Below are 24,479 nucleotides of genomic sequence, written 5' to 3'. Positions count from 1 at the left end.
GCGATCAGGCTCCCCGCACGCGAGCGATCATCTGGGCGACATGCTCGATCGGTGTCTCCGGCAGGATGCCGTGCCCAAGATTGAAGATGTGCGGGCGTCCGCGCACCGCGCCCAGGATGTGATCGACGCCGTCGGTCAAAGCCGCCCCGCCGGCGATCAGCGCCAGGGGATCGAGATTGCCCTGGGTCGCGACCGTGTCTGGCATGGTCGGCAGCACGACGGCCGGATCGAGGGTCCAGTCGAGGGCGAGCCCATCGCCGATCCCAGCCGAGGCGAAGCGATGGAGATTGGCCCCTCCCCCGCGCACGAAGACGATCACCTTGGCCTGGGGACGAGCCTGTTTAAGACCCTCCACCATCCGGCGGATCGGGTTCAGGGACAGACGGTCGAATAGAGCGGGCGGCAGGGCCGAGCCGAAGCTCTCGAAGATCTGCACCGCCTCGGCGCCCGCATCGATCTGGCGGATGAGATAGGCCGTGGAGGCCCGCACCAGTTTGTCGATCAGCGCATCCATGAAGGCGGGGTCGCGATAGGCGGTGAGCCGGGCCGGTGCCTGGTCGGGGGTGCCCTTGCCGGCGATCATGTAGCTCGCCACCGTCCAAGGCGCGCCGCAGAAGCCGAGAAGGGTCGTCTCCTTCGGCAGAGATTTGCTCAGGCGGTCCAGGGTCTCGAAGACCGGATCGAGCCGCTCCAGCGGCAGCTCGTCGGCCAGCCGCGAGAAATCCTTCTCGGTGGTCACCGGATCGAGCTTGGGCCCCTCGTTCTCGACGAAGCGCACGTCCTGGCCGAGCGCATGGGGAATGACCAGGATGTCCGAGAACAGGATCGAGGCGTCGAAGCCGAAGCGCCGGATCGGCTGGAGGGTCACTTCCTCGGCAAGCCTTGGATTGTAGCAGAGATCGAGGAAGGAGCCCGCCTGCTTCCGAGTCTCCCGGTATTCCGGCAGGTAGCGGCCGGCCTGGCGCATGATCCAGATCGGAAGCGGCCAGACCGGCTCGCCGTTCAGCACGCGGAGGATCGCTTTGGTGGGACGTTCGCTCACAGGCCCTCTCTTAAAAATATAATCTTTGAATCTAAGAATCTGATGTTTCTCTTGGGCCGTGAATCGCAAAGCCGCAAGCCCGTCCACAAGCGGTCCACACGGCCCGTGCCGTTAACGGGTCATTAACGGATGGGGCGAGGGTGTCACAATCCTTTCCGGATTCTTAAAGCTTAACAGCCCGTTAACGAAGATTAACCAGATATGAATCGAATTCTTGGCGCTGATTCGTGCCGGATTCTCCCAAATCGGCTCTTTCGGACTCGCACAATGACGAGCCCTGTTGATGGATCGAGGCGAAACCCACAGGCCCCTCGGCTGGACCTCCGGATGAGAGCGTTTTATCCACACTGATCGACTCCTTTGCCTGGAGAGCATCCGCCGTGGGACGCAGCTATTTTCATCTCCATCTCGTCTCGGATTCGACCGGCGAAACGCTGATCACCGTCGCCCGCGCGGTGGTGGCGCAATATGAGGGCGTCGCCGCCATCGAGCATGTCTATCCCCTCGTGCGCTCCAACACGCAGCTGGAGCGCGTGATCAGCGAGATCGAGACCGCGCCGGGCATCGTGCTCTATACCCTGGTGGAGCAGGATCTGGCTCACCGGCTCGAGGAGGTCTGCCGCAACACGGGCTCCCCGCACCTTTCCGTGCTGGAGCCGGTCCACGCCCTGCTCTCCTCCTATCTCGGCACCCATTCGACGGCCCGGCCCGGCGCGCAGCACATGCTGAACGCGGAATATTTCAAGCGCATCGACGCGATGAACTTCACCCTCCTCCATGACGACGGGCACCTGCCGCACGATCTCGACGACGCCGATGTGATCCTGGTGGGCGTGAGCCGCACCTCGAAGACGCCGACGGCCGTCTACCTCGCCAATCGCGGCCTGAAGACGGCCAACATTCCGCTCGTGCCCGGCGTGCCGCCGCCGTCGGTTCTCGAAACCGCCCGGAAAGCGCTGATCGTCGGCCTAGTGGCGACGCCCGAGCGGATCGTGCAGATCCGGCAGAACCGGCTGCTGAGCCTCAACGCCGACGACGATACCTCCTATGTGGACCGCGACGCCGTGGCCGAGGAACTGGCGGCCTCGCGGCGGCTGTTCGCGCGCAACGGCTGGCCGGTCATCGACGTGACCCGGCGCTCCATCGAGGAGACGGCCGCGGCGATCATTGACCATTATCGCGACCATCGCCTGCGCTTCATCGCGGAATAGATTCATGCCGGTGCTCTGGACCCATGCCGAAAAACTCCTCCTCGCCTCAACCAGCGCGACGAGGCTTGCCTTGCTCGTGAGCGCGGGGCTTCCCGTCGAGACGCAGAATTCCAGCATCGACGAGCGGGCCGTCGAGGACGCCGCCGCCCATGAGGCGCTCGATCCGCCGTCGCTCGCCGGGCGCCTCGCGGAGGAAAAAGCGCTCGCCGTCAGCCGCCGCCATCCGGAGCGGGTCGTGCTCGGGGCCGATCAGGTTCTCGCATGCGACGGCGCGGTGTTCCACAAGCCCACGAGTCGCGATGCGGCCAAGGCTCATCTGATGGCCTTGTCGGGCCGTCGTCATGTCCTGCATTCGGCCGGAGCCATCGCAATCGGCGGGCAGGTCGTCGAGCGTTTTGCCGCGAGCGCCCATCTCACCATGCGGCCCCTGACCGAGCAGGCGATCGATCTCTATCTCGACTTGGCCGGACCGGACGTGCTCAAAAGCGTCGGTGTTTACCAGCTCGAAGGGTTCGGCATTCATCTCTTCGAGACGGTCGAGGGAGACCATTCCACGATCCTGGGCCTCCCTCTCCTTTCGCTCCTCGCCTCCCTGCGCCGCCTCGGCAGCCTCGCCCTTTAAGGACCTCATGTCATGACGAAGGCCTTCGTCGTCGGCCATCCGATCAAGCATTCCCGGTCGCCGCTGATCCACGGCTATTGGCTGAAGCAATACGGGCTCGACGGCTCCTACGAGCGCATCGACGTGGCGCCTGTGGATTTCGGGGAATTCCTGAAGGGCTTTCCGTCGCAGGGCTTCGCCGGCGGCAATGTCACCCTTCCGCACAAGGAGGCGGCTTTCCTCGGCGTCGAGCGCCGCACCTCTCGGGCAGAGCGCGTGGGCGCCGTGAACACCCTCTGGATCGAGGACGGCGTGCTCTGGGGCGACAACACGGATGTGCCCGGCTTCATGGCCCATCTCGATGCTACCTTGAGGACAGGCTGGGAACAGGATGTGGATACGGCCCTCGTGCTCGGCGCCGGCGGGGCGGCCCGAGCCGTGGTGGCGGGGCTCCAGGAGCGGCCGCTGAAACGGATTTTCGTAACGAACCGCACTTTGTCGAAGGCCGAGGATCTTGTCCGCGATCTGCGACCCGGCAGTTCCGTGGCTCTTGAGACCTCGGCGTGGGAAGACCTCGGGCGCGTCATCCCGCATGCCCAATTCATCGTCAACACCACGTCCCTCGGCATGGCGGGTCAGCCGCCTCTCGACCTCGACCTGTCCCGGGCGCCGGGGAACGCGGCCGTGGCGGACATCGTCTACGTTCCGCTGGAGACCCCTCTCCTCGCGGCCGCGGCCGCTCGGGGTCTGAGGACCGTCGACGGGTTGGGGATGCTGCTGCACCAGGCGGTGCCCGGCTTCCGGCGCTGGTTCGGCGTCACCCCGGAGGTGACGCCCGAGCTGCGGGCGCTGATCCTGGCCGATATCGAGGGGCATCGATGACCTTCGTGCTCGGACTCACCGGCTCCATCGGCATGGGAAAATCGGCCACCGCCGATCTCTTCCGCAGGCTCGGCGTGCCGGTTCACGATGCCGACGCCACCGTGCACAGGCTCTATCGCGGCCGCGCCGCGCCGCTGATCGAGAAGGTCTTTCCCGGTACCGTCGCGGACGGGGCCGTCGACCGGGCGAAGCTGGGGGCGGTGGTTCTCGGCGATCCGGAGGGCATGAAGCAGCTTGAGGCCATCGTGCATCCGCTGGTGCGGGACGAGGAGGAGGCTTTTCTCGAAAAGGTTTCGGCCCTGTCGCCGGTCGCCGTCCTGGATATCCCCCTTCTGTTCGAGACCGGCGGCGAGGCGCGCTGCGACGCGGTTCTGGTGGTCACCGCGCCGGCTTCGGTTCAGCGCGACCGGGTCCTGGCCCGTCCCGGCATGACGGACGAGAAATTTCGTGTCATCCTGGCCAAGCAGATGCCGGATGCCGACAAGCGGGCCCGTGCCCATTTCCTGGTCGATTCCAGCCGCGGTTTCGCCTCCGCCGAGGCGCAGGTGCGGTCGATCCTCGCCTGCCTCGCCGGTCGGCCCGGTCGGCGTCGCAGTTTTTGATGAAGAGTTTTCGTAATGTTGCGTGAAATCGTTCTCGATACCGAGACCACCGGCACGAATCATGCCAACGGCGACCGGGTGATCGAAATCGGCTGCGTCGAGCTGCTCAACCATATCCCCACGGGCAAGAGCTATCACGTCTACATCAACCCCGAATGCCCGGTCTCGCCGGGAGCCTTCGCGGTCCACGGACTCTCCGACGAGTTCCTTAAGGACAAGCCGGTCTTCGCGGCCATCGCCGATGAATTCGCCGAGTTCGTCCGCGATGCGCGGCTCGTCATCCACAACGCCGCCTTCGATATCGGCTTCCTCAACGCGGAATTCGCCCGCACCGGACACACGCCGTTCAACCTGCCCGATGTGATCGACACGCTCTCGATGGCCCGGCGCAAGCATCCGGGCGCGGCGAACAACCTCGATGCCCTCTGCTCGCGCTACGGAATCGACAATTCCAGGCGCACCAAGCACGGGGCGCTCCTCGACGCGGAGATCCTGGCCGAGGTCTATATCGAGCTGATCGGCGGCCGGCAGGTCGGCTTCGACCTCTCGCTCAAACCCACCTCACGGTCGGCCGCTTCCCGTCAGGCTGCGGCGCGCGACGCCCGTCCCCGCACCCTGATCCCGCGCCTGACCGAGGCCGAGCGCGCGGCCCATGAGGCCTTCATCCAGCAGCTCGGGCCCAATGCCCTCTGGCGCGAATATCTCGGCGAGACCACGCCGGAGGCGTCCTCTTAAGGTTCGGCATCATTCCCACGGCTCCCGGAGGGAGATGTCGACCGTTCTCACGACATCTCCGTCCGGGCATAAAAAATCGGGCGAGACGGAAGCCGCCTCGCCCGATCCTGAAATCCGTCGATGGTTCTAAGGCTTACGACAGCGTCGGACCGGCGCCATTCTGCTGGGCCTGCACCTCGGCGGCGCGCTGGCGGTAGAGGGCGACGAAGTCGATCGGGTCGATGTAGAGGGGCGGGAAGCCGCCGTTGCGCACCGCATCGGCCACGATCTGGCGGGCGAAGGGGAAGAGCAGGCGCGGGCACTCGATCATCACCACCGGGTGCAGCTGCTCCTGCGGGATGTTCTGAATCCGGAACACGCCCGAATAGGTCAGCTCGAAGGCGAACAATACGTCCTTGCCGCCGATCTTGGCATCGCCCTCGAGGGTCAGGTCGACCTCAAAATCCGCATCCGCGAGCTGCTTGGCGTTCACGTTGACCTGCAGGTTGATCTGCGGGCCTTCCGACTGCTGCTGCAGGGACCGGGGGGCGTTGGGGTTCTCGAAGGAAAAGTCCTTGCAGTACTGCGCAAGGGCGTTGAGCGCGGGCGCTCCGTTGTTTGCCGGGTTCTCGGCCATGGGTTCATGCTCCCTGAGGGGTGTCTTGTCGGGCCCGGACGAAACACGTCGTCAGGCAAAGCGCCGGCTCGCTTCGGGCCATGGATATTCGCGCTATCAGCTTCTCCGACATGAAGCAAGATTTCAGCCGACTCATTCGCTTGTCGGGGGCGGAGGTGGATGTTACGACCTCAAGACCCCATATGCGAAGGATGACACCTTCGCCTCCTCCACACAACGCCCGGCGACAGCCGGGCCCGGGCAGGCTCACAACGGATCGACGATGCAGGATTCCTTCGACATCACGACCCTCATTTTTATCGTACTCGCCGTTTTCGTGATCTGGCGTCTGCGCTCCGTCCTGGGGCAGAAGACCGGCAACGAGCAACCGCCCTTCGACCCGATGTCGCGTCGGGATGCCCCCTTGCGTCCAGGCAATGCGCCGGCCGAGCCCGATCACAATGTGGTGCGCCTGCCCGGCGCCAACGGTACCCGTCCCGCGTCCGAAATCCCCCCGGCCGAGCGCTGGAAAGGCATCGCCGAGCCCGGCACGCCCACGGCCCAGGCCCTCGACGGCATTGCCCGCGCGGAGCCTGGCTTCGACGCGGCCGAGTTCCTGGAGGGCGCCAAGTCGGCCTATGAAATGATCGTGACCGCCTTCGCCCAGGGCGACCGCAAGATTCTCAAGGATCTTCTCTCCCGCGACGTCTATGAAGGCTTCGAGCGGGCGATCACCGAGCGCGAGCGCCGCGGTGAGACGGTGGAGACCACCTTCGTGTCCATCGACAAGGCCGAGATGGCGGGCGCCGAGCTTCAGGGCAAGACGGCCCAGATCGTCGTGCGCTTCCTCTCCAAGCTCATCACGGCCACCCGTGACGCCTCCGGCACCGTGGTCGACGGCAGCCCGGAGACCGTGGCCGACGTCACCGACGTGTGGACCTTCGCGCGCACCCTCGGCAGCCGCGATCCCAACTGGCAGCTTGTGGCGACCGAAGCGGGGCAATGAGGCATGCCGGGCGGGCCCTCCTCGCTTGCTCTCTCGTCTGGACGCTGACCATGTCCACTGGCTCGGCCTCGGCGCTGGCGGATCAGGCGCGGCTCGAGCCCCTGTCCTTCCAGGATCTCGCCGGCTGGGAGGCGGACGATCACGCCGCCGCCTTCCAGGCCTTCCTGCGCTCCTGCCGGCCTCTCGAGGCCAGTGCCGCCGCCCTTCGCCCGGCCCAGGCACCGCAAGCGGACCTCCTGGCCGTCTGCCGCGAGGCCCTGAAGACGCCCGGTCTCGGCCGGGCCGAGGCGAGGCGCTTCTTCGAAACCCGTTTTCAGCCCCTCGCCGTTACGCCCCTGTCCGGCGGCGGCTTCCTCACGGGCTATTACGAGCCCGAATTCCGGGGCTCGCGCAGGCCTGACGCGACCTATCGGGTCCCCCTGCTCGACCGGCCCGACGACCTCGTCACGATCCCACAGGGCGAAACCCTGCCCGGCCTCGACAAGGGCCTCCAGGCGGCCCGGCGCACCCGGGGCGGCTACGAGCCTTATCCCGACCGTGCCGCCATCGAGAACGGAGCCTTAGGAACGCTCGCCCGCCCCATCGTCTATCTGCGCGAGCCGGGCGAGGCCTTCATCATCCATGTGCAGGGCTCGGCCCGCATCCGCCTCGACGACGGCTCGGTGATGCGCGTGGCCTATGCCGGGCGCAATGGCCGGCCCTACACGTCCATCGGCCGCCTTCTGGTGCAGCGGGGCGAGATGGATCTGGAGACCATGACGCTGGACAAGCTCATGGGCTGGCTCAAGAGCCACCCGGAATCGGCCAAGGCTCTGATGCGGCAGAACCAGTCCTATATCTTCTTCCGTGAGGCGGGCGAGCTCGCGCCCGAGGACGGCCCCATCGGAGGCGCCGGCACCCCGCTCGTGCCCGGCCGGAGCCTCGCTGTGGATCGATCCCTGTGGGCCTATGGCCTTCCCGTCTGGCTCGACGGGCAATTGCCACTCACCCTCGACACGGCCGAGCCCCTGCGGCGGCTGATGATCTCCCAGGACACGGGCTCGGCCATCGTCGGCCCGGCGCGGGGCGATTTCTTCTTCGGCAGCGGCGAGGAGGCGGGACGGCGCGCCGGCCTGCTCCGTCATGCCGTGCGGTTCGTGGTCCTGCAGCCCAACCCCCGTTCATGCCCAAGCGAAGCCGCACCCGCCAGCTCAGCTCCGAGGAGAAGCGGCTCTGGTCTCACGTGGCCAGGCATGTGAAGCCCATGAAAGGCAAGCGCCTCCCGGTCGAGCCGGAACCCGAGGACAAACCCGCCACGGCCTCCGCACCGCAGGCCGCGGCCGCCGTGCCCGTGCTGCCTCCGCTCCCGCCCCCGGCGAAACCCGCCCTGCCCCCGCTGGCTCCGGTGGAGCGCAAGACCCTTCAGGCCCTGCGCCGGGGCCGCAAGGAGGTGGACAGTGTCATCGACCTGCACGGGATGCGCCAGGAAGAGGCGCATTTCGCCCTTTTGCGGTTCCTGCACCGGGCGCAGGGCTCCGGCTACGGACTCGTCCTCGTCATCACCGGCAAGGGTGGGGCGGCCGTTGCCGGCGGCCTGTTCGACGAACGGGGGGTGCTGCGCCGCATGGTTCCCCACTGGCTTCGCCTGCCCGACCTGCGCCATGTGGTGATCGGCTTCGAGGAGGCCTCTCCCCAGCACGGCGGATCCGGTGCACTCTATGTCAGGCTCCGCCGGCGGCGGGGCACAGGATAGCGACATGACTCCCTTCGGTGAACGGGTTCGGCAGCTGCGCCGGGAGCGCGGGCGGATGTTGAAGGACATGGCGTCCCATCTCGGCGTGTCGAGCGCCTATCTCTCGGCCCTGGAGCGCGGCGAGCGCGGCAAGCCCACCTGGGCGCTCATCCAGGGCGTCCTGCAGTATTTCCACATCATCTGGGACGAGGCCGACGAGCTGACGCGCCTCGCCGATCTCTCCGACCCGAAGGTGAAGATCGACACGGCAGGCGGGGACCCGAAGGCGACGCTGCTGGCCAACCGCCTCGCCCGCGAGATCCGGTCTCTCTCCGAGAGCGAGCTCGAGGACATGCTGGCGGTTCTCGACAGGGCCCAGACCCGCGAGAGGCGTTCGCCCGTGCCCATCCAGGCGGTGCAGGATACTGTCTGAGAAGACCCGAGCCTTGACCGCCGGAGCGGTGGATGCGAAAGCGCCCCGTCATTTCATAACCCCGGTGGCTCATGTCCCAGACCCGCATCGACGTCCTCACCCTCGGCAACGCCATCGTTGACGTGCTCGCCCATACGGACGAGGCGTTCCTGCTCCACAAGAAGGTGCATAAGGGCGCCATGCAGCTCATCGACGAGGCCCGCGCCGAGGAGCTCTACGGCGACATGGGCCCGGCGGTGATCGTGTCGGGCGGCTCGGGAGCCAACACGGCCGCGGGCGCAGCCTCCCTCGGGGTGAAGGCCGGCTTCATCGGCAAGGTGAAGAACGACGAGACGGGCAAGCTCTTCGCCCACGACCTCAGGGCCATCGACGTCCATTACGACGTGAAGCCCGCCGAGGACGGTCCCGCTACGGCGCGCAGCTTCATCCTGGTGACGCCGGATGGCGAGCGCACCATGAACACCTATCTGGGCGCCTGCCAGAACCTCACGCCCGACGACGTGAACCCGGACACGGTGCGCGCCTCGAGCATCGTCTATCTCGAAGGCTATCTCTGGGATCCGCCGGCCGCCAAGGAGGCCTTCCGCAAGGCGGTGAAGATCGCCCACGAGGCCGGCAACAAGGTGGCCCTCACCCTGTCCGACGCCTTCTGCGTCGACCGCTACCGCGACGAGTTCCTGGGCCTCATGCGCGACGGCAGCCTCGACATCCTCTTCGCCAACATCCACGAACTGCAGAGCCTCTACGGCACCTCGGACGCGGACAGCGCTCTGGCGGCCCTGCGCGAGGAAAACGTGCTCGGCGCCGTCACCCGCTCGGCGGACGGCGCCCTGATCGTGACTCGCGGCGAGACCAGGGCCGTGCCGGCCTTCCCCGTCGAGCGCGTGGTCGACACCACGGGCGCGGGCGACCTTTTCGCCTCGGGCTTCCTCGCGGGCCTCGTGAACAACCTCGACCTCGTCGATTGCGCCCGCCTCGGCGGCCTCGCCGCCGCCGAGATCATCAGCCACCTGGGCGCCCGCCCGCAGGCGAACCTGCGCGAGCTGGCGCAGCAGGAAGGACTTTTGGGGTAAGTTCGGATCTGACGCTCTTCTTCCTCAACCGGGCAGGGAGGAAGAAGGGCCATGTCCCACCCGATCCCGGGTCTGCCGCGCAGTCCCGGGACGACGCCGAGGTGGCCGGGTTTCTTGAGCCAAACCGCCGCTATTCTCTTGCAGGCATAAAAGGCTTAAAACGGCGTCCATTCCCTTCCGCCCGATTGCAAGCAGACAGGCCGATCTCGTGAAAAAAGTCTTCGTCAAATCCTATGGCTGCCAGATGAACGTCTACGATGCCGAGCGCATGGCGGACATGCTGGCGACGGAGGGATACAGCGAAACCAAGGCCATGGAGGAGGCGGATCTCGTCATCCTCAACACGTGCCATATCCGCGAGAAAGCCGCCGAAAAAGTCTATTCCGAGCTCGGCCGGGTGCGCGAGCTCAAGAAGGAGCGCGAGGCATCGGGCCAGGAGACGAAGGTCGTGGTGGCCGGGTGCGTCGCGCAGGCCGAGGGCAAGGAGATCCTGCGCCGGGCGCCCGCCGTCGACGTGGTGGTCGGCCCGCAGAACTATCACAACCTGCCCGCCCTCCTGAACAAGTCGCGCTCCGAGCGGATCGTCGATACGGAATTCCCGATCGAGGACAAGTTCGACCACCTGCCCGCCCCTTCCAAGGCCAAGACCCGGAGCCGCGGCGTGTCGGCCTTCCTCACCATCCAGGAAGGCTGCGACAAGTTCTGCACCTTCTGCGTGGTGCCCTATACAAGGGGCGCGGAAGTCTCGCGCCCGGTCGCCAAGATTCTCGACGAGGCCCTGCGCCTCGCCGATGCGGGCGTGCGCGAGCTGACGCTGATCGGCCAGAACGTGAACGCCTATCACGGCGATGGGCCGGACGGCTCCGTCTGGTCGCTCGGCCGCCTGCTCCACCGCCTGGCCGAGGTGCCCGGCATCGCCCGGCTCCGCTACACCACCAGCCATCCGCGCGACATGGACGACGAGCTGATCGCGGCCCATCGGGACCTGCCCGCCGTGATGCCTTATCTGCACTTGCCGGTGCAGTCCGGCTCCGACCGCATCCTCGACGCGATGAACCGCAAGCATACGGGCGACGAGTACCGCCGCCTGATCGAGCGCATCCGCGCGGCCCAACCCCGGCTCGCGCTGTCGTCCGACTTCATCGTCGGCTTCCCGGGCGAGACTGATGCGGAATTCGAGGAGACCATGCGGCTCGTGGCCGATGTGGGTTTCGCCAGCTCCTTCTCGTTCAAGTACAGCCCCCGCCCCGGCACGCCGGCGGCGGAAATCGACGCCCAGGTGTCCGAGGCCGTGAAGGCCGAGCGGCTGGCGCGGCTCCAGAATCTGCTGGAAATGCAGCGGCAGGCCTTCAATCACGGAACCGTGGGGCAGACCCTCGACGTTCTCTTGGAGAAGCCGGGTCGTCATCCGGGCCAGATGGCAGGCAAGTCGCCTTATCTGCAGGCCGTGCAGATCGAGACCGACCGCCACGCCGTCGGCGAGATCGTGACGGTGCGGATCACGCAGGCCGGTTCCAACAGCCTGTTCGGGGAATGGGTCGGACCCGGCAGTCAAGTCGCTGCCTAGTCTCCAGCCCCGCGAGACCCCATATCCGTTGGCCGCACACCTTGCGGCCGACATTCAGAGGAGAGGCATTTGAGCCCAGCGGACAACGCGACCGCACGAGCCCAAAAGGGACGGAACGCCACCAGCTTGCACCCCGGCGTCGTGGAAGAGGCGGAGATCATTCTCACCTTCGACGACAACCGTCTCGCCAGCCTCGTCTTCGGACAATACGACCAGAACCTCGCCCATTTGGAGCGGCGCCTGAATGTGACCGCCATCGCCAACGGCAACCGGGTCACCGTCAAGGGTACGCCCGAAGGCTCCGAGATGGCGCGCCGGGTTCTGGAAAGGCTCTACGAGCGCGCCCGTCAGGGCGGAGCGCTCGGGCCGGGCGATGTGGACGGCGCCGTCGAGGAGAGCACCCTGCAGGGCAGCCTCTTCCCGGCCGCCGAGGAGCAGCCGGCCGCGGGCCTCACCGCCTTCGACCAGATCTCCACCCGCAGGCGTGGACCCGTGCGGGCTCGCAATGCCTCGCAGAACACCTATATCAAGGCGCTCAAGACGAACGAGCTCGTCTTCGCTGAAGGCCCGGCCGGCACCGGCAAGACCTGGCTCGCCGTCGGCTATGCGGTGTCGCTCCTGGAACAGGGTCAGGTGGACCGGCTGATCATCTCCCGTCCGGCCGTGGAAGCGGGCGAGCGCCTCGGCTTCCTGCCGGGCGACATGCGCGAGAAGGTCGATCCGTATCTGCGCCCGATCTACGACGCGCTCTACGACTTCATGGAAGCGCGCCATGTGGATCGCGGCCTGCAGACCGGCATGATCGAGATCGCCCCGCTGGCATTCATGCGCGGGCGCACCCTCACCAATGCCCTGGTGCTGCTCGACGAGGCGCAGAACACCACGTCGATGCAGATGAAGATGTTCCTGACGCGACTCGGCGAAGGCTCGCGGATGATCATCACCGGCGACCCGACGCAGATCGACCTGCCGCCGGGCCAGAAATCCGGCCTCGTCGAAGCGGCGCGCATCCTGAACGGTGTCGAGGGCATTGCCCGCGTCACCTTCAAGGAAGCCGACGTGGTGCGTCACGATCTCGTGCGCCGCATCGTGACCGCCTACGACAAGGCCGCCCGCGAAGCGCCGCCTCAATCGGATCAACCCCGTTACGACCGGGACCGCAGACCGTGATCACGCTCGACATCATGATCGAGGCGGGCGACTGGGACCGCCTCGAGAACGCAGAGGCCCTGGCGCAGAAGGCTGCCGAGGCCGCCCTCTCCGTCACCTACGAGGCGGATGGCGAATTCGAGGCGAGCGTGATGCTCGCCGACGACGCCCAGATCCGCGAACTGAACCGGACCTGGCGGGGCAAGGACAAGCCCACCAACGTGCTGTCCTTCCCGGCGCCCGAGCAGCCGGGCGCAAACGGCCCTCGCCATTTGGGCGACATTGCTTTAGCTTACGAAACGCTGGTGCGCGAATCCGAGGAGGAATCCAAGGAGCTCTCGCATCATTTTGCCCATTTGATCGTTCATGGAGTCCTGCACCTCCTCGGCTACGACCACGAGGTCGAGGCGGAGGCGGAGATCATGGAAGGTCTTGAGGTAAAGGCGCTCGCCACCCTTGGCATCGCCGATCCCTATCGCGATATGGCAGCATGAACGGCTGACAACCCAAAGCAATGAACGAAGATCGAAGTCGTAGCGACCGACCTGTCCGAACCCCGACCGAGACAGACGACACACGCGACCACTGGTACGACCGGGTTCTGACCCGTCTCGGCCTGAAACCCCGTGAATCCATCCGTCACGACCTTGAGGACGTCCTCGCCGAAACCGTCGAGGACACGGATTTCTCGCCCCAGGAGCGGGCGATGCTCAAGAACGTGCTCTCCTTCCACCGGATCCGGGTGGAGGACGTGATGGTGCCCCGCGCCGACATCGTGGCGGTGGCGGCTGACACCAATCTCGGCGAACTCCTGAGCCTGTTTCGCACGGCCGGCCATTCCCGCCTGCCGGTCTATGGCGAGACCCTGGACGACCCCAAGGGCATGGTCCATATCCGCGACTTCCTCGATTTCATCGCCATGCGGGCCGATGGTGGTGCCTCGGAGGCCGGATCGAGCGATGAAGCTCCCCTGCCGAGCCTCGGCCAGATCGACCTGTCGATGGCGCTCTCCTCCGCCAATATCCTGCGTCCGGTCCTGTTCGTGCCGCGCTCCATGCCGGCCATCGACCTTCTCGTGCGCATGCAGGCGACCCGCACGCACATGGCCCTGGTCATCGACGAATACGGCGGCACAGACGGCCTCGTGTCCATCGAGGACCTGGTCGAGATGGTGGTGGGCGACATCGAGGACGAGCACGACGAGGATGCGACCCTCACCATCGTGCCGGCGGCCGACGGCACCTACATCGCCGATGCCCGCGCGAGCCTCGACGAGGTCAAGGACGTGCTGGGCCTCGACCTGACCGAGGAAGAGGGTGCCGAGGACATCGATACCATTGGCGGCTTCATCGTGACGCTCGCCGGCCGCGTCCCGTCCCGCAGCGAGGTGATCGAAGGTCCGTCGGGCCTGGAATTCGAGGTCCTCGACGCCGACCCCCGGCGCGTGAAGCGGCTGCGCGTCCATCGCCGCACCTTCGAGGCAGAGGCCGGAGACGGCCAGGCGAACGCCCCGCGCCCCGAAAGCGCTGCCGCGGAATGATGCGTCTGGCCGATCGCGTCATCCTTGCAAGAGGATGGCGCCGCTGGCTCACGGCCTTTGCGGCCGGGGCCGTCGGCGCCATGGCCATGCCGCCCTTCGGCATCCTGCCTGCGCTCGTGTTCTCCCTCGTGCCGGCCGTCTGGCTCCTGGACGGCACCGTCAAGGACGGCCCCTCCCGCTGGGCGCCCTTCCGAGCCGCCGCCCTCCTCGGCTGGTTCTGGGGCTTCGGCTATTTCGTCGCCGGATTGTGGTGGCTCGGCGCCGCCTTCCTCGTGGAGGCCGACCAGTTCGCCTGGGCCATGCCCTTCGGGGTGCTGGGCCTGCCCGCCCTGCTCGCCTTCTTTTCCGCTTTCGGTTTCGCCCTCGCCCGCCTGTTCTGGCAGCCCGATGCCTGGCGCATTCTCGCCCTCGCCTTCGGCCTGACGGTCAGCGAATGGCTGCGCGGCCATCTCTTCACCGGCTTTCCCTGGAACAATCCCGGGATGGCTCTCGGTCAGAATACCTGGCTCATGCAATCCGCCTCGCTGGTGGGCCTCTACGGCCTGACCTTCCTGAGCGTCGCCATCTGTGCCGCGCCCGCCGTTCTGCTCACCGGACAAACGACGCGCGCCCGCTGGACGGCCCCGGGTCTCGCGACTGCCCTGCTTCTCGGCCTTGCGGCCTTCGGAGCCTGGCGTCTCCCGTCGGAGGCCTCGGCGCAGGTCGAGAACGTGCGCCTGCGCATCATGCAGCCCAACCTGCCGCAGGACGCCAAGTTCAACCCGCGCAACCGCGACGCCATCATGCGGCGCTACCTGACCCTGAGCGCGAGCCCCGGCCGGGACGGCAAGGCCGCTGCACCGACCCACATCGTCTGGCCGGAATCGGCCTTTCCGTTCCTGCTCCATCGCGACCCCGCCTCCCTGGCGCAGATCGCCGCCCTCCTCGGTCCGGGCTCCACCCTGATCACGGGTGCCGCCCGCATGGACGATCCCCTGCCCGGCGAGGCGGCGGGCAAGTTCTACAACGCCATCCAGGTGATCGACGACAAGGGCACGATCCTCGGCGCCTACGACAAGGTCCATCTGGTGCCCTTCGGCGAATATGTGCCGAAATTTCTCGATACCTTGATGAGAGCCGTGGGTCTGCGCCAGTTCGTTCATATTCCCGGCGGCTTCGAGCCGAGCGAGAAGCGCGCGATGCTATCCATACCGGGCCTTCCGCCCGTTGCCGCGACGATCTGCTACGAGGCGATCTTTCCGGGAGAGATCGTCGCCGAGGGGGCTCGGCCGGACCTGATCCTGAACGTGACCAACGATGGGTGGTTCGGTCAGACCCCTGGACCCTATCAGCACTTCGCCCAAGCCCGTCTGCGGGCGGTCGAGGAGGGCCTTCCGCTGGTGAGGGCAGCCAATACGGGAATCTCGGCCGTCATCGATCCTTTTGGTCGGATAGTCGACAATCTTCCATTGGGAGTTGAAGGTGTCATCGATACCTCCCTTCCGGTTGCTGAACCCCTTACTCTTTATAGGAGTTGGGGCAGGTTTTCTTTGACGGCCACGCTTGCGATCTGCTTAATCCTGCTGATAGCACGTCGCAGGCACCAATCATCCCTAAACTAAGTAAATATGCCTCGTCAGTGCGTCTTTGTCGGCAAGGGGACAGGCCAAAATGAAGAAATCGACGGGCACTATCGATAAGGAAATCGGAAGCCGGGTACGTATGCGCCGCGTTTCGATTGGAATGAGCCAAGAAAAATTGGGCGACATGCTTGGATTGACTTTCCAGCAAGTCCAAAAATACGAAAAGGGCATGAACCGGATCAGCGTCGCCCGCCTCGTCGATATCGCCAAGATCCTCAATGTCGACATCGATTTCTTTTTCGACGGCATCAGGAGCGGCAAGTCCGAATCCGGCTTCGCCGAAGGTAGCACCCCGACCTATGTGGCCGACATGATGTCGACCCCCGAGGGCCTGCATCTCGTCCGGACCTTCGCCAGCATCAAGAGCCCGAAGGTCCGCAAGAGCATCGTTCAGCTCGTCAATGCGCTCGCCTCCCAAGAAGAGGTAGAGCGTTCGTCATAAAGAACACGTTCGCTTGACCTTTCATTCAGCCTACGGCATGAGCATGTTTTGAAGCCTGTAGCTGACTGCGGGCACCAGTATTCTATTGCCTGAAGGAATTCCATCGTGCGGCGTTCTAGCTATCTTTTCACGAGTGAATCGGTTTCCGAAGGTCATCCGGACAAGGTCTGCGACCGGATCTCCGACGCCGTCGTCGATGCCTATCTGGCGGCCGAGCCGGAGGCCCGCGTGGCCTGCGAGACGCTTGCCACCACCAACCGCGTCGTCATCGCCGGCGAGGTGCGCGGCCCCGATTCCATCACCAAGGACAAGGTGATCGAGCTCGCCCGCGATGCCATCAAGGATATCGGCTACGAGCAGGAAGGCTTCCACTGGAAGACCGCCGACGTCGCGGTCTATCTCCATGCCCAGTCGGCGCATATCGCCCAGGGCGTCGATGCGGCCGGCAACAAGGACGAGGGCGCGGGCGACCAGGGCATCATGTTCGGTTACGCCTGCACCGAGACGCCCGACCTCATGCCGGCGCCGATCTACTACGCCCACAAGATCCTCGAGAACCTGACCGCCGCCCGCAAGGGCAAGATCGGCGACGCGGCCAAGCTCGGTCCGGACGCCAAGAGCCAGGTCACCCTGCGCTACGAGAACAACCGGCCCGTCGCGGCAACCCAGATCGTCCTCTCCACCCAGCACCTGGACGAGAATCTCTCCTCCGACGACGTGCGCGCCATCGTCGAGCCCTATATCCGCCAGACCCTGCCCGAGGGCTGGATCTCGGCCCAGACCATCTGGCACGTGAACCCCACCGGCAAGTTCGTGATCGGCGGGCCGGACGGCGATTGCGGCCTCACCGGCCGCAAGATCATCGTCGACACCTATGGCGGCGCGGCACCCCACGGCGGCGGCGCCTTCTCGGGCAAGGATCCGACCAAGGTGGACCGCTCGGCCGCCTATGCGGCGCGCTACCTCGCCAAGAACGTGGTGGCGGCCGGTCTCGCCGACCGTTGCACCCTGCAGCTTTCCTACGCCATCGGCGTGGCCAAGCCCCTGTCGATCTATGTGGATCTCCACGACACCGGCAAGGTCGATGAGGGCAAGCTCGAGGCCGTCCTCACGGACGCCATGGAACTCTCGCCCCGCGGCATCCGCACGCATCTCGGCCTCAACCGGCCGATCTATGCCCGCACCTCGGCCTACGGCCATTTCGGGCGCAAGCCGGATACCGACGGCAGCTTCTCCTGGGAGCGCACGGACCTGGCCGACAGCCTCAAGGCCGCGTTCCGCTGACACTAGGCGGGGCCGGGCGGCTGTCGTCCGGCGATCAAGAGTCCCTCACCCGTGAGAGCCGGTTCCCCGGAAGGAGGACCGGCTCTCACTGCATGAGCCGGCAGCGACGTGCCGGGCCGATCACCAAGCACATCGTGCTGTCTTCAGGAGCAACAGTCCCATGAGCGAAGCATCGGAACGGGCGGGCGCGTTCTTTGGGCGCCGGAAGGGAAAGAAGCTTCGTTCCGGTCAGGACGAGCTGGTCCAGAACCTGCTGCCGGCGATCCGCGTGGTTCCGGGCGGCGCGCCCTCCGGCCAGTTTCCCAATCCCCAGGCCCATGAAACCTGGCTCGAGATCGGCTTCGGCGGCGGCGAGCATCTCGCCGCCCAGGCGAGGGCGCACCGCGACGTCAACTTCATCGGCTGCGAGCCCTTCGTGAACGGCATGGCGAAACTTCTCGCCGTGATCGAGCAGGAGCGCCTCGACAACGTCCGGGTCTGGGACGACGATGTCACGGACCTGCTGCCGACCCTGCCCGATGCGTCCTTCGACCGGGTCTACATCCTTTACCCCGACCCCTGGCCCAAGCGCCGCCAGCGCAAGCGCCGCCTCGTCTCGGACGAGACCCTCGAGAGCCTCGCGCGCGTGATGAAGCCTGGCGCCGAGCTGCGCTTTGCAAGCGACATCGACGATTACATCGGCTGGGTCCTGGCCCGGGCCTTGCGCTCCCGGCATTTCCGCTGGAAGGCCGCCCGGGCCGACGACTGGCGCAGGCCCTACGACGGCTGGCCCGGCACCCGCTACGAGGCCAAGGCGATTCGGGAGGGCAGGGTGCCGAGCTATCTCACGTTCGAGCGTGTTTGAGGGACGTTCTCGCACCACGCTTGTATTTTGGTGTTGGAATCAGTATATTCCCCTTGTCAGCTCTGGTTGCAGCGTCAAGCTGCTGGTCGAGAGTGGGCCCCCCGGGGTCCGCTCTTTTTTATTGCTTGGACGCCGGAGCGTGCGGAGAGCCATGACAAACGAACGCGACAAGCGACTGATTACGGAAAGCGGCGTCGCCGCCCGAGTGGCGGCCATTGTCGAGCCCGTGATCGAGGATCTGGGCTTCAACCTCGTGCGGGTGCGGGTCACCGGCGCGAACGGATGCACCGTGCAGATCATGGCCGAACGGCCGGACGGCACCATGTCGGTGTCGGATTGCGAGACCGTGAGCCGGGGGATTTCACCGGTTCTCGACCTCGAGGATCCCATCGCCACGGCCTATCACCTGGAAATCTCCTCGCCGGGGATCGACCGGCCGCTCGTGCGCGTCAGCGACTTCGAGCGCTGGAGCGGTCACGATGCGAAGGTCGAGATGGCCGTGCCGGTGGAAGGCCGCAAGCGCTTTCGCGGCATCCTGCGGGGCGTCGAGGACGGGATGCTCGTGATCGAGCTGCCGGACGTGAAGGAAGGTCTCGAGCCCATCGCCCGCGCTCCGCTGACGGATATCGGCGAGGCGCACCTCGTTCTGACCGACGAACTGATCCGTGAATCCCTGCGCCGCGGGACGGCGCCGACCACGGACGATCTTGATGAAGACACGGATGTGGTCGATGCACCCGACGAGGCGCAGGACCCGACCGATCAGACGAAACCGAACTAAGGAGCGACCTCGATGGCTATCAGTGCCAACAGGCTGGAACTCTTGCAGATCGCCGATGCGGTCGCACGCGAAAAGGTCATCGACAAGCAGATCGTGCTCGACGCCATGGCGGACGCCATCGCCAAGGCGGCCCGGTCCCGCTACGGTGCCGAAACCGACATCCACGCCGAGATCAATTCGAAGACCGGCGAGCTGCGCCTGGCCCGCCACCTGCTGGTGGTGGATGACGGCGCCGTGGAGAACGATTCCCGCGAGATTGCCCTCGCCGAGGCCCGTACCCGCCACAATCCGGCCGCCCAGGTGGGCGACGTGATCGCCGACACCCTGCCGCCCTTCGATTTCGGCCGTATCGCGGCCCAGTCGGCCAAGCAGGTGATCGTGCAGAAGGTGCGCGACGCCGAGCGCGACCGCCAGTACCAGGAATACAAGGACCGCATCGGCGAGGTCGTGAACGGCGCGGTCAAGCGCGTCGAGTACGGCAACGTGATCGTCGATCTCGGCCGCGGCGAGGCGATCATCCGCCGCGACGAGCTGATCCCCCGCGAGACCTTCCGTCCCGGCGATCGCATCCGCGCCTATCTGTTCGACGTGCGCCGCGAGGCCCGTGGGCCGCAGATCTTCCTGTCGCGCACCCATCCGCAGTTCATGGCGAAGCTCTTCGCCTCCGAGGTGCCGGAGATCTACGACGGCATCGTGTCGGTCCAGGCCGTTGCCCGCGATCCGGGCTCCCGCGCCAAGATCGCCGTGACGTCGCGCGATTCCTCCATCGATCCGGTCGGCGCCTGCGTGGGCATGCGCGGCTCCCGCGTCCAGGCAGTCGTCGGCGAGCTCCAGGGCGAGAAGATCGACATCATTCCCTGGTCGCCCGACCAGGCGACCTTCATCGTCAACGCCCTGCAGCCGGCCGAAGTGGTCAAGGTGGTGCTGGACGAGGAGGCCGACCGCATCGAGGTGGTGGTGCCCGACGACCAGCTCTCGCTCGCCATCGGTCGCCGCGGGCAGAACGTGCGCCTGGCCTCCCAGCTCACCGGCTGGGACATCGACATCCTGACCGAGGCCGAGGAATCGGAGCGCCGCCAGAAGGAATTCGCCGAGCGCACCGAGCTGTTCATGAACGCTCTCGACGTGGACGAGGTGGTGGGCCAGCTCCTGGCGTCGGAAGGTTTCCGCTCCGTCGAGGAAATCGCCTATGTGGACGCCGCCGAAGTGGCCTCCATCGAGGGCTTCGACGAGGATACCGCGGCCGAGATCCAGAGCCGCGCCCAGGAATACCTCGCCCGCATCGAGGCCGAGAACGAGGCCCGCCGCGCCGAACTCGGCGTCTCCGACGACCTGAAGGAGATCGACGGCGTCACGACCGCCATGCTGGTGGCCTTCGGCGAGAACGACATCAAGTCCGTCGAGGACCTGGCCGGCTGCGCCACCGACGACCTCGTCGGCTGGACGGAAGGACGCGGCCCGGACGCGACCCGCTACAAGGGCGCGCTCGACGGCTTCGACGTCTCCCGCGCCGATGCGGAGAACATGATCATGGCTGCCCGCGTGAAGGCGGGCTGGATCGAGCAGCCGGAAGAGGCGGTGGAGACCGAGGGATCGGCCGAAGAGGCTGAGACCGAGGCCCAACCGTCTTAAACCCGGCAATGGCAAAGCGAGGTCAGCACCTGTGCCGCGGCATGAACCGGAGCGCACCTGCATCGTCACCCGCGAGGCGAAAAGCCCCGCGGAACTGATCCGCTTTGTCCTTGGGCCCGACCATCAGGTCGTGCCCGATCTCCGGCACAAGCTGCCGGGCCGCGGCGTCTGGGTCACGGCCCGGGCCGACATGGTGGAAGAGGCGGCTAAACGTCGCCTCTTTTCCCGATCCTTCAAAACTGAGGCCAAGGCCTCGCCGACCCTGGCCCAGGATATCGGCCGCATGCTCCGGGACGACCTGCGCCAGGGCTTGGCCCTCGCCAACAAGGCCGGTACGGTGATCACCGGCTTCTTCAAGGTTGAGTCGGCCATCACGGATAAGCCCATCGTTGCCCTTATTCATGCCGCAGAGGCGGCCGAAGATGGGCGAAGAAAATTGGCGAACCAGTTGCGAAAACGCCTCGGCGAGGCAATATCTAGCTTTCCGGTCATCCAAGATCTGTCGATTGACGAATTGGATTTGGCATTAGGCCGGTCACATGTGATACATGCTGCCCTCGTCGCGGGCGCTGGGAGCGACGGCTTTCTGAACCGCTGGCATCGTTACCGCTCCTTCGGCGGCATCGAGGCCGATCAAACTGGCCTCGGAAACGGGACCGGCGAACCCACGACTATGAAACCCGCAGGAACTGAGGCGGAATGACTGATACGAAAAACCAGGGCGACAAGACTCTCCATGTGTCGTCCAAGACGCTGTCCCTGAAGCGCCCTGTCGAGCAAGGCACGGTGCGCCAGAGCTTCTCCCATGGCCGCTCCAAATCGGTCGTGGTGGAGACGGTCAAGCGTCGCCCTGCTGTCGGCCCCGGTAGCGGGGCCAAAGAGGAAAGGCCCGCGCCGCAACAGGCCGCGGCGCCCGTCAGCGCGCCCAAGCCGGCCGCTCCGGCTCCGAAGCCGGCGGCGCCCGCCCAAGGCGCCCGCCCGCAGCGCAGCGCTCCGAATACTCCCCGGTCCGGCGGCATGGTGCTCCAGACGCTCTCCGAGCAGGAGCGCGATGCGCGCATGAACGCGCTTGCCGATGCCCGTCGGCGCGACGAGGAAGATCGCCGCCGCCAAGCGGAAGAGGCCGCCCGCCGCACCGAGCGCGAGGCCGCCGAGGCCAAGGAGCGCGAAGCGGCCGAGGCCCGCAAGCACGAGGAAGAGGAGCGTCGTCGTCAGGACGAGGAGCGCAAGCGCCGCGCCGAGGAAGAGGCCCGCCGCCGTCTCGGCGAGGAGGCCCCGCGCCAGGCTGCTGCGCCGGCGTCGGCCGGACGTGCGCCTGCCCCGCGCTCCGATGCCCCGCGTCCGGATCGCTCCGACCGGCCGCGCTCGGATGGCCCCCGGCCTGCCGGGCGGTTCGACGGCCCGCGTCCCTCCGGACCCCGTTCCGACGGTCCCCGCCCTGGCGGCTTCCAGCGTCCCGGCGTCGGCACCACGGGCGGCCGTCCGCCGAGCCTGAACCATATGGCGCGTCCTGCCGCGCCGGTCGCGCCCGAGCCGGAAACCGCGAAGCCGAACGTACGCACGGCTCCGCCCGTTGCCGCTCGCGCAGCGGTGATGGATGACGAGGAGGGCGCACGCACCATTCGCCGTCCCGGCGTCGCGGCCAAGCCCGCGGCCTTGCCGAAGACGCCCAAGACGGCCCCCGGCGAGGAAAAGCGCCGCGGCCGCCTGACCCTGGCCAACGCGACCTCGGGCGAGGACGAGCGCACCCGCTCGCTCGCCTCCTTCCGTCGCCGCAACCAGCGGCTCATGGGCCACCGCCAGGTGGAGCAGAAGGAAAAGATCGCCCGCGAGGTGACGATCCCCGAGACGATCACCATCCAGGAACTCGCCAACCGCATGTCGGAGCGCGCCGTGGACGTGATCAAGTTCCTGATGAAGCAGGGACAGATGCACAAGATCACCGACGTGATCGACGCCGATACCGCGCAGCTCGTCGCTGAGGAGCTCGGCCACACGGTGAAGCGCGTCGCGGAAGCGGATGTCGAGGAAGGTCTCTTCGACACACCGGATACGGACGACAACCTCTCGTCCCGTCCCCCGGTCGTGACCATCATGGGCCACGTCGACCACGGCAAGACCTCGCTGCTTGACGCGATCCGCAAGACCAACGTGGTCTCCGGCGAAGCCGGCGGCATCACGCAGCATATCGGCGCCTACCAGGTGACCTCGCCGCTCGGCGGCAAGATCACCTTCATCGATACGCCCGGCCACGCGGCCTTCACGGCCATGCGCGCCCGCGGCGCCAAGGTGACGGACATCGTCGTGCTGGTGGTGGCGGCCGATGACGGCGTCATGCCGCAGACGATCGAGGCGATCAATCACGCGCAGGCGGCCGGCGTGCCGCTGATCGTGGCGATCAACAAGGTGGACAAGCCCGACGCTAACCCGCAGCGGGTCCGCACCGAGCTGCTGCAGCATTCCATCGTGGTGGAATCGATGGGCGGCGAGACGCTCGAGTTCGAAGTGTCGGCCAAGACCGGCCAGGGTCTCGAAACCCTGCTCGAGGGCCTCCAGCTCCAGGCCGAAATCCTCGAGCTCAAGGCCAATGCCGAGCGGTCGGCCGAAGGTACCGTCATCGAGGCGAAGCTCGATCGCGGCCGTGGTCCCGTGGCCACCGTGCTCGTCCAGCGCGGCACGCTCCATACCGGCGACATCGTCGTGGCCGGTGCCGAATGGGGCCGCGTGCGCGCGCTGATCAACGATCTGGGCGCCAACGTGAAGGAGGCCGGTCCCTCGGTCCCCGTCGAGGTGTTGGGCTTCAACGGCACCCCCGAGGCCGGCGACCGCGTCGCGGTGGTCGAGTCCGAGGCCCGTGCCCGCGAGGTCACCGAGTACCGGACCCGCCAGAAGCGCGAGCGTCAGGCGGCCCGTATGGGTACGGCCGGGCGCACGCTCGTCGACATGATGCGCGACCTCAAGGCCGGAGCGGGCCGCAAGGAGTTCCCGCTCGTGGTCCGGGCGGACGTGCAGGGCTCGGCCGAAGCGATCGTGGGTGCTCTCGAGAAGGTGGGCAACGAGGAAGTTGCGGCTCGCATCGTCCAGGCGGGCGTCGGCGGCATCTCGGAATCCGATGTCACCCTGGCAGAAGCCTCGGGCGCCATCATCCTTGCCTTCAACGTGCGAGCCCACAAGGAAGCGCGCGAGGCAGCCGAGCGTGCCGGCATCGAGATCCGCTACTACAACATCATCTACGACCTCGTGGATGACGTGAAGGCGGCCATGTCCGGCCTGCTCGCTCCGACCCTGCGCGAGGAGCGGCTCGGCGAAGCCCAGGTCCTCGAGGTGTTCAACGTCTCGAAGGTCGGCAAGATCGCCGGCTGCCGCGTCCTCGACGGCGTGGTCCAGCGCGGCGCCCATGTCCGCCTGATCCGCGACAACGTGGTCATCCACGAAGGCCGGCTCTCGCAGCTCAAGCGCTTCAAGGACGATGCCCGCGAGGTCACCTCGGGACAGGAATGCGGCATGTCCTTCGAGAACTACCAGGACATGCGCGTCGGCGATCTCATCGAGTGCTATCGCGTGGAAGAGGTGAAGCGGACGCTCTGATCCGCTTCGCGCCTTCGACACCTGAACGATGTGCGATCACCGGGCTTGTCCCGGTGATCGTGCTTTCACGGACAATGTCCTGCTGAATTGAGGTGACCGGCCAGAGCGGCCACGGCACCTCGCATCCCGGTCCGGTCCA

General features: G+C 66.5%; 24 protein-coding genes. 22 read left to right on the top strand and 2 right to left on the bottom strand.

All coding sequences use genetic code 11. From position 1 onward, the window contains the following. Window positions 1–4: 4 nt before the first annotated feature. Window positions 5–1,042, bottom strand: a complete 1,038-nt coding sequence (hemE, locus tag H0S73_RS03575; protein ID WP_343058211.1) for a uroporphyrinogen decarboxylase — start codon at window positions 1,040–1,042, stop codon at window positions 5–7. A gap of 380 nt (window positions 1,043–1,422) precedes the next feature. Between hemE and H0S73_RS03570 the strand changes: the two genes are divergently transcribed. The 5 genes from H0S73_RS03570 to dnaQ are packed head-to-tail and all read left to right on the top strand — an operon-like array spanning window position 1,423 to window position 5,073. Further along, a complete protein-coding gene (locus H0S73_RS03570) occupies window positions 1,423–2,253 on the top strand; it encodes a pyruvate, phosphate dikinase/phosphoenolpyruvate synthase regulator (protein ID WP_181050866.1) in 831 nt (276 codons plus the stop codon). 4 nt (window positions 2,254–2,257) lie between these two features. After that, window positions 2,258–2,875, top strand: a complete 618-nt coding sequence (locus tag H0S73_RS03565; protein WP_181050865.1) for a Maf family protein — start codon at window positions 2,258–2,260, stop codon at window positions 2,873–2,875. 12 nt (window positions 2,876–2,887) lie between these two features. Next, window positions 2,888–3,736: a shikimate dehydrogenase gene (locus H0S73_RS03560; protein WP_181050864.1), complete on the top strand. Its 849-nt coding sequence runs from the start codon at window positions 2,888–2,890 to the stop codon at window positions 3,734–3,736. After that, window positions 3,733–4,338, top strand: coding sequence for a dephospho-CoA kinase (gene coaE, locus H0S73_RS03555; protein WP_181050863.1), 606 nt, complete (start codon window positions 3,733–3,735; stop codon window positions 4,336–4,338). The genes H0S73_RS03560 and coaE overlap by 4 nt, the downstream gene beginning before the upstream one ends. A gap of 15 nt (window positions 4,339–4,353) precedes the next feature. After that, window positions 4,354–5,073 (top strand): DNA polymerase III subunit epsilon, encoded by a 720-nt coding sequence (dnaQ, locus tag H0S73_RS03550; protein WP_181050862.1) that lies wholly within the window; start codon window positions 4,354–4,356, stop codon window positions 5,071–5,073. Window positions 5,074–5,206: 133 nt separating this feature from the next. Here dnaQ and secB read toward each other — a convergent pair whose 3' ends face one another. After that, window positions 5,207–5,689 (bottom strand): protein-export chaperone SecB, encoded by a 483-nt coding sequence (gene secB / locus H0S73_RS03545; RefSeq protein ID WP_181050861.1) that lies wholly within the window; start codon window positions 5,687–5,689, stop codon window positions 5,207–5,209. Between the two features lie 262 nt (window positions 5,690–5,951). Here secB and H0S73_RS03540 point away from each other — a divergent pair, with 262 nt between their 5' ends. The 17 genes from H0S73_RS03540 to infB all read left to right on the top strand — a co-directional run bounded on the left by H0S73_RS03540 (window position 5,952) and on the right by infB (window position 24,340). Then, entirely contained in the window at window positions 5,952–6,674 is a 723-nt protein-coding gene (locus H0S73_RS03540; protein WP_181050860.1) for a Tim44/TimA family putative adaptor protein, read from the top strand. 50 nt (window positions 6,675–6,724) lie between these two features. Next, window positions 6,725–7,912: a murein transglycosylase A gene (mltA, locus tag H0S73_RS03535; RefSeq protein ID WP_181050859.1), complete on the top strand. Its 1,188-nt coding sequence runs from the start codon at window positions 6,725–6,727 to the stop codon at window positions 7,910–7,912. After that, window positions 7,837–8,406 (top strand): Smr/MutS family protein, encoded by a 570-nt coding sequence (locus H0S73_RS03530; protein WP_181050858.1) that lies wholly within the window; start codon window positions 7,837–7,839, stop codon window positions 8,404–8,406. The genes mltA and H0S73_RS03530 overlap by 76 nt, the downstream gene beginning before the upstream one ends. Before the next feature lie 4 nt (window positions 8,407–8,410). Next, a complete protein-coding gene (locus tag H0S73_RS03525; protein ID WP_181050857.1) occupies window positions 8,411–8,818 on the top strand; it encodes a helix-turn-helix domain-containing protein in 408 nt (135 codons plus the stop codon). 71 nt (window positions 8,819–8,889) lie between these two features. After that, a complete protein-coding gene (locus H0S73_RS03520; protein WP_181050856.1) occupies window positions 8,890–9,891 on the top strand; it encodes an adenosine kinase in 1,002 nt (333 codons plus the stop codon). A 208-nt stretch (window positions 9,892–10,099) separates the two neighbouring features. Continuing rightward, window positions 10,100–11,458: a tRNA (N6-isopentenyl adenosine(37)-C2)-methylthiotransferase MiaB gene (gene miaB, locus H0S73_RS03515; RefSeq protein ID WP_181050855.1), complete on the top strand. Its 1,359-nt coding sequence runs from the start codon at window positions 10,100–10,102 to the stop codon at window positions 11,456–11,458. 69 nt (window positions 11,459–11,527) lie between these two features. Continuing rightward, window positions 11,528–12,628, top strand: a complete 1,101-nt coding sequence (locus H0S73_RS03510) for a PhoH family protein (protein ID WP_181050854.1) — start codon at window positions 11,528–11,530, stop codon at window positions 12,626–12,628. 14 nt (window positions 12,629–12,642) lie between these two features. Beyond that, complete coding sequence (gene ybeY / locus H0S73_RS03505; protein ID WP_181054227.1) at window positions 12,643–13,101, top strand: rRNA maturation RNase YbeY; 459 nt, start codon at window positions 12,643–12,645, stop codon at window positions 13,099–13,101. A 20-nt stretch (window positions 13,102–13,121) separates the two neighbouring features. Next, window positions 13,122–14,147 carry a hemolysin family protein gene (locus tag H0S73_RS03500; protein WP_181050853.1) on the top strand — a complete coding sequence of 342 codons (1,026 nt, stop codon included), beginning with the start codon at window positions 13,122–13,124 and terminating at the stop codon, window positions 14,145–14,147. Then, window positions 14,144–15,748 (top strand): apolipoprotein N-acyltransferase, encoded by a 1,605-nt coding sequence (lnt, locus tag H0S73_RS03495; RefSeq protein ID WP_181050852.1) that lies wholly within the window; start codon window positions 14,144–14,146, stop codon window positions 15,746–15,748. The genes H0S73_RS03500 and lnt overlap by 4 nt, the downstream gene beginning before the upstream one ends. A 49-nt stretch (window positions 15,749–15,797) precedes the next feature. Then, entirely contained in the window at window positions 15,798–16,211 is a 414-nt protein-coding gene (locus tag H0S73_RS03490; RefSeq protein ID WP_181050851.1) for a helix-turn-helix domain-containing protein, read from the top strand. 105 nt (window positions 16,212–16,316) lie between these two features. Then, window positions 16,317–17,495 (top strand): methionine adenosyltransferase, encoded by a 1,179-nt coding sequence (metK, locus tag H0S73_RS03485; protein WP_181050850.1) that lies wholly within the window; start codon window positions 16,317–16,319, stop codon window positions 17,493–17,495. A 160-nt stretch (window positions 17,496–17,655) separates the two neighbouring features. Further along, window positions 17,656–18,339: a tRNA (guanine(46)-N(7))-methyltransferase TrmB gene (trmB, locus tag H0S73_RS03480; protein ID WP_181050849.1), complete on the top strand. Its 684-nt coding sequence runs from the start codon at window positions 17,656–17,658 to the stop codon at window positions 18,337–18,339. Window positions 18,340–18,490: 151 nt separating this feature from the next. Next, window positions 18,491–19,120 carry a ribosome maturation factor RimP gene (gene rimP, locus H0S73_RS03475; RefSeq protein ID WP_181050848.1) on the top strand — a complete coding sequence of 210 codons (630 nt, stop codon included), beginning with the start codon at window positions 18,491–18,493 and terminating at the stop codon, window positions 19,118–19,120. Window positions 19,121–19,132: 12 nt separating this feature from the next. Continuing rightward, a complete protein-coding gene (gene nusA, locus H0S73_RS03470; RefSeq protein ID WP_181050847.1) occupies window positions 19,133–20,752 on the top strand; it encodes a transcription termination factor NusA in 1,620 nt (539 codons plus the stop codon). Between the two features lie 31 nt (window positions 20,753–20,783). Beyond that, complete coding sequence (locus tag H0S73_RS03465; protein WP_181050846.1) at window positions 20,784–21,455, top strand: RNA-binding protein; 672 nt, start codon at window positions 20,784–20,786, stop codon at window positions 21,453–21,455. Next, complete coding sequence (gene infB / locus H0S73_RS03460) at window positions 21,452–24,340, top strand: translation initiation factor IF-2 (protein WP_181050845.1); 2,889 nt, start codon at window positions 21,452–21,454, stop codon at window positions 24,338–24,340. The genes H0S73_RS03465 and infB overlap by 4 nt, the downstream gene beginning before the upstream one ends. The last annotated feature ends 139 nt before the right edge of the window (window positions 24,341–24,479 follow it).

The sequence above is a fragment of the Microvirga mediterraneensis genome (genome assembly GCF_013520865.1).
GTDB lineage: Bacteria > Pseudomonadota > Alphaproteobacteria > Rhizobiales > Beijerinckiaceae > Microvirga > Microvirga mediterraneensis.
Note: the sequence above shows the minus strand (reverse complement) of the source record. Positions and strands in the feature narration are given on the sequence as shown.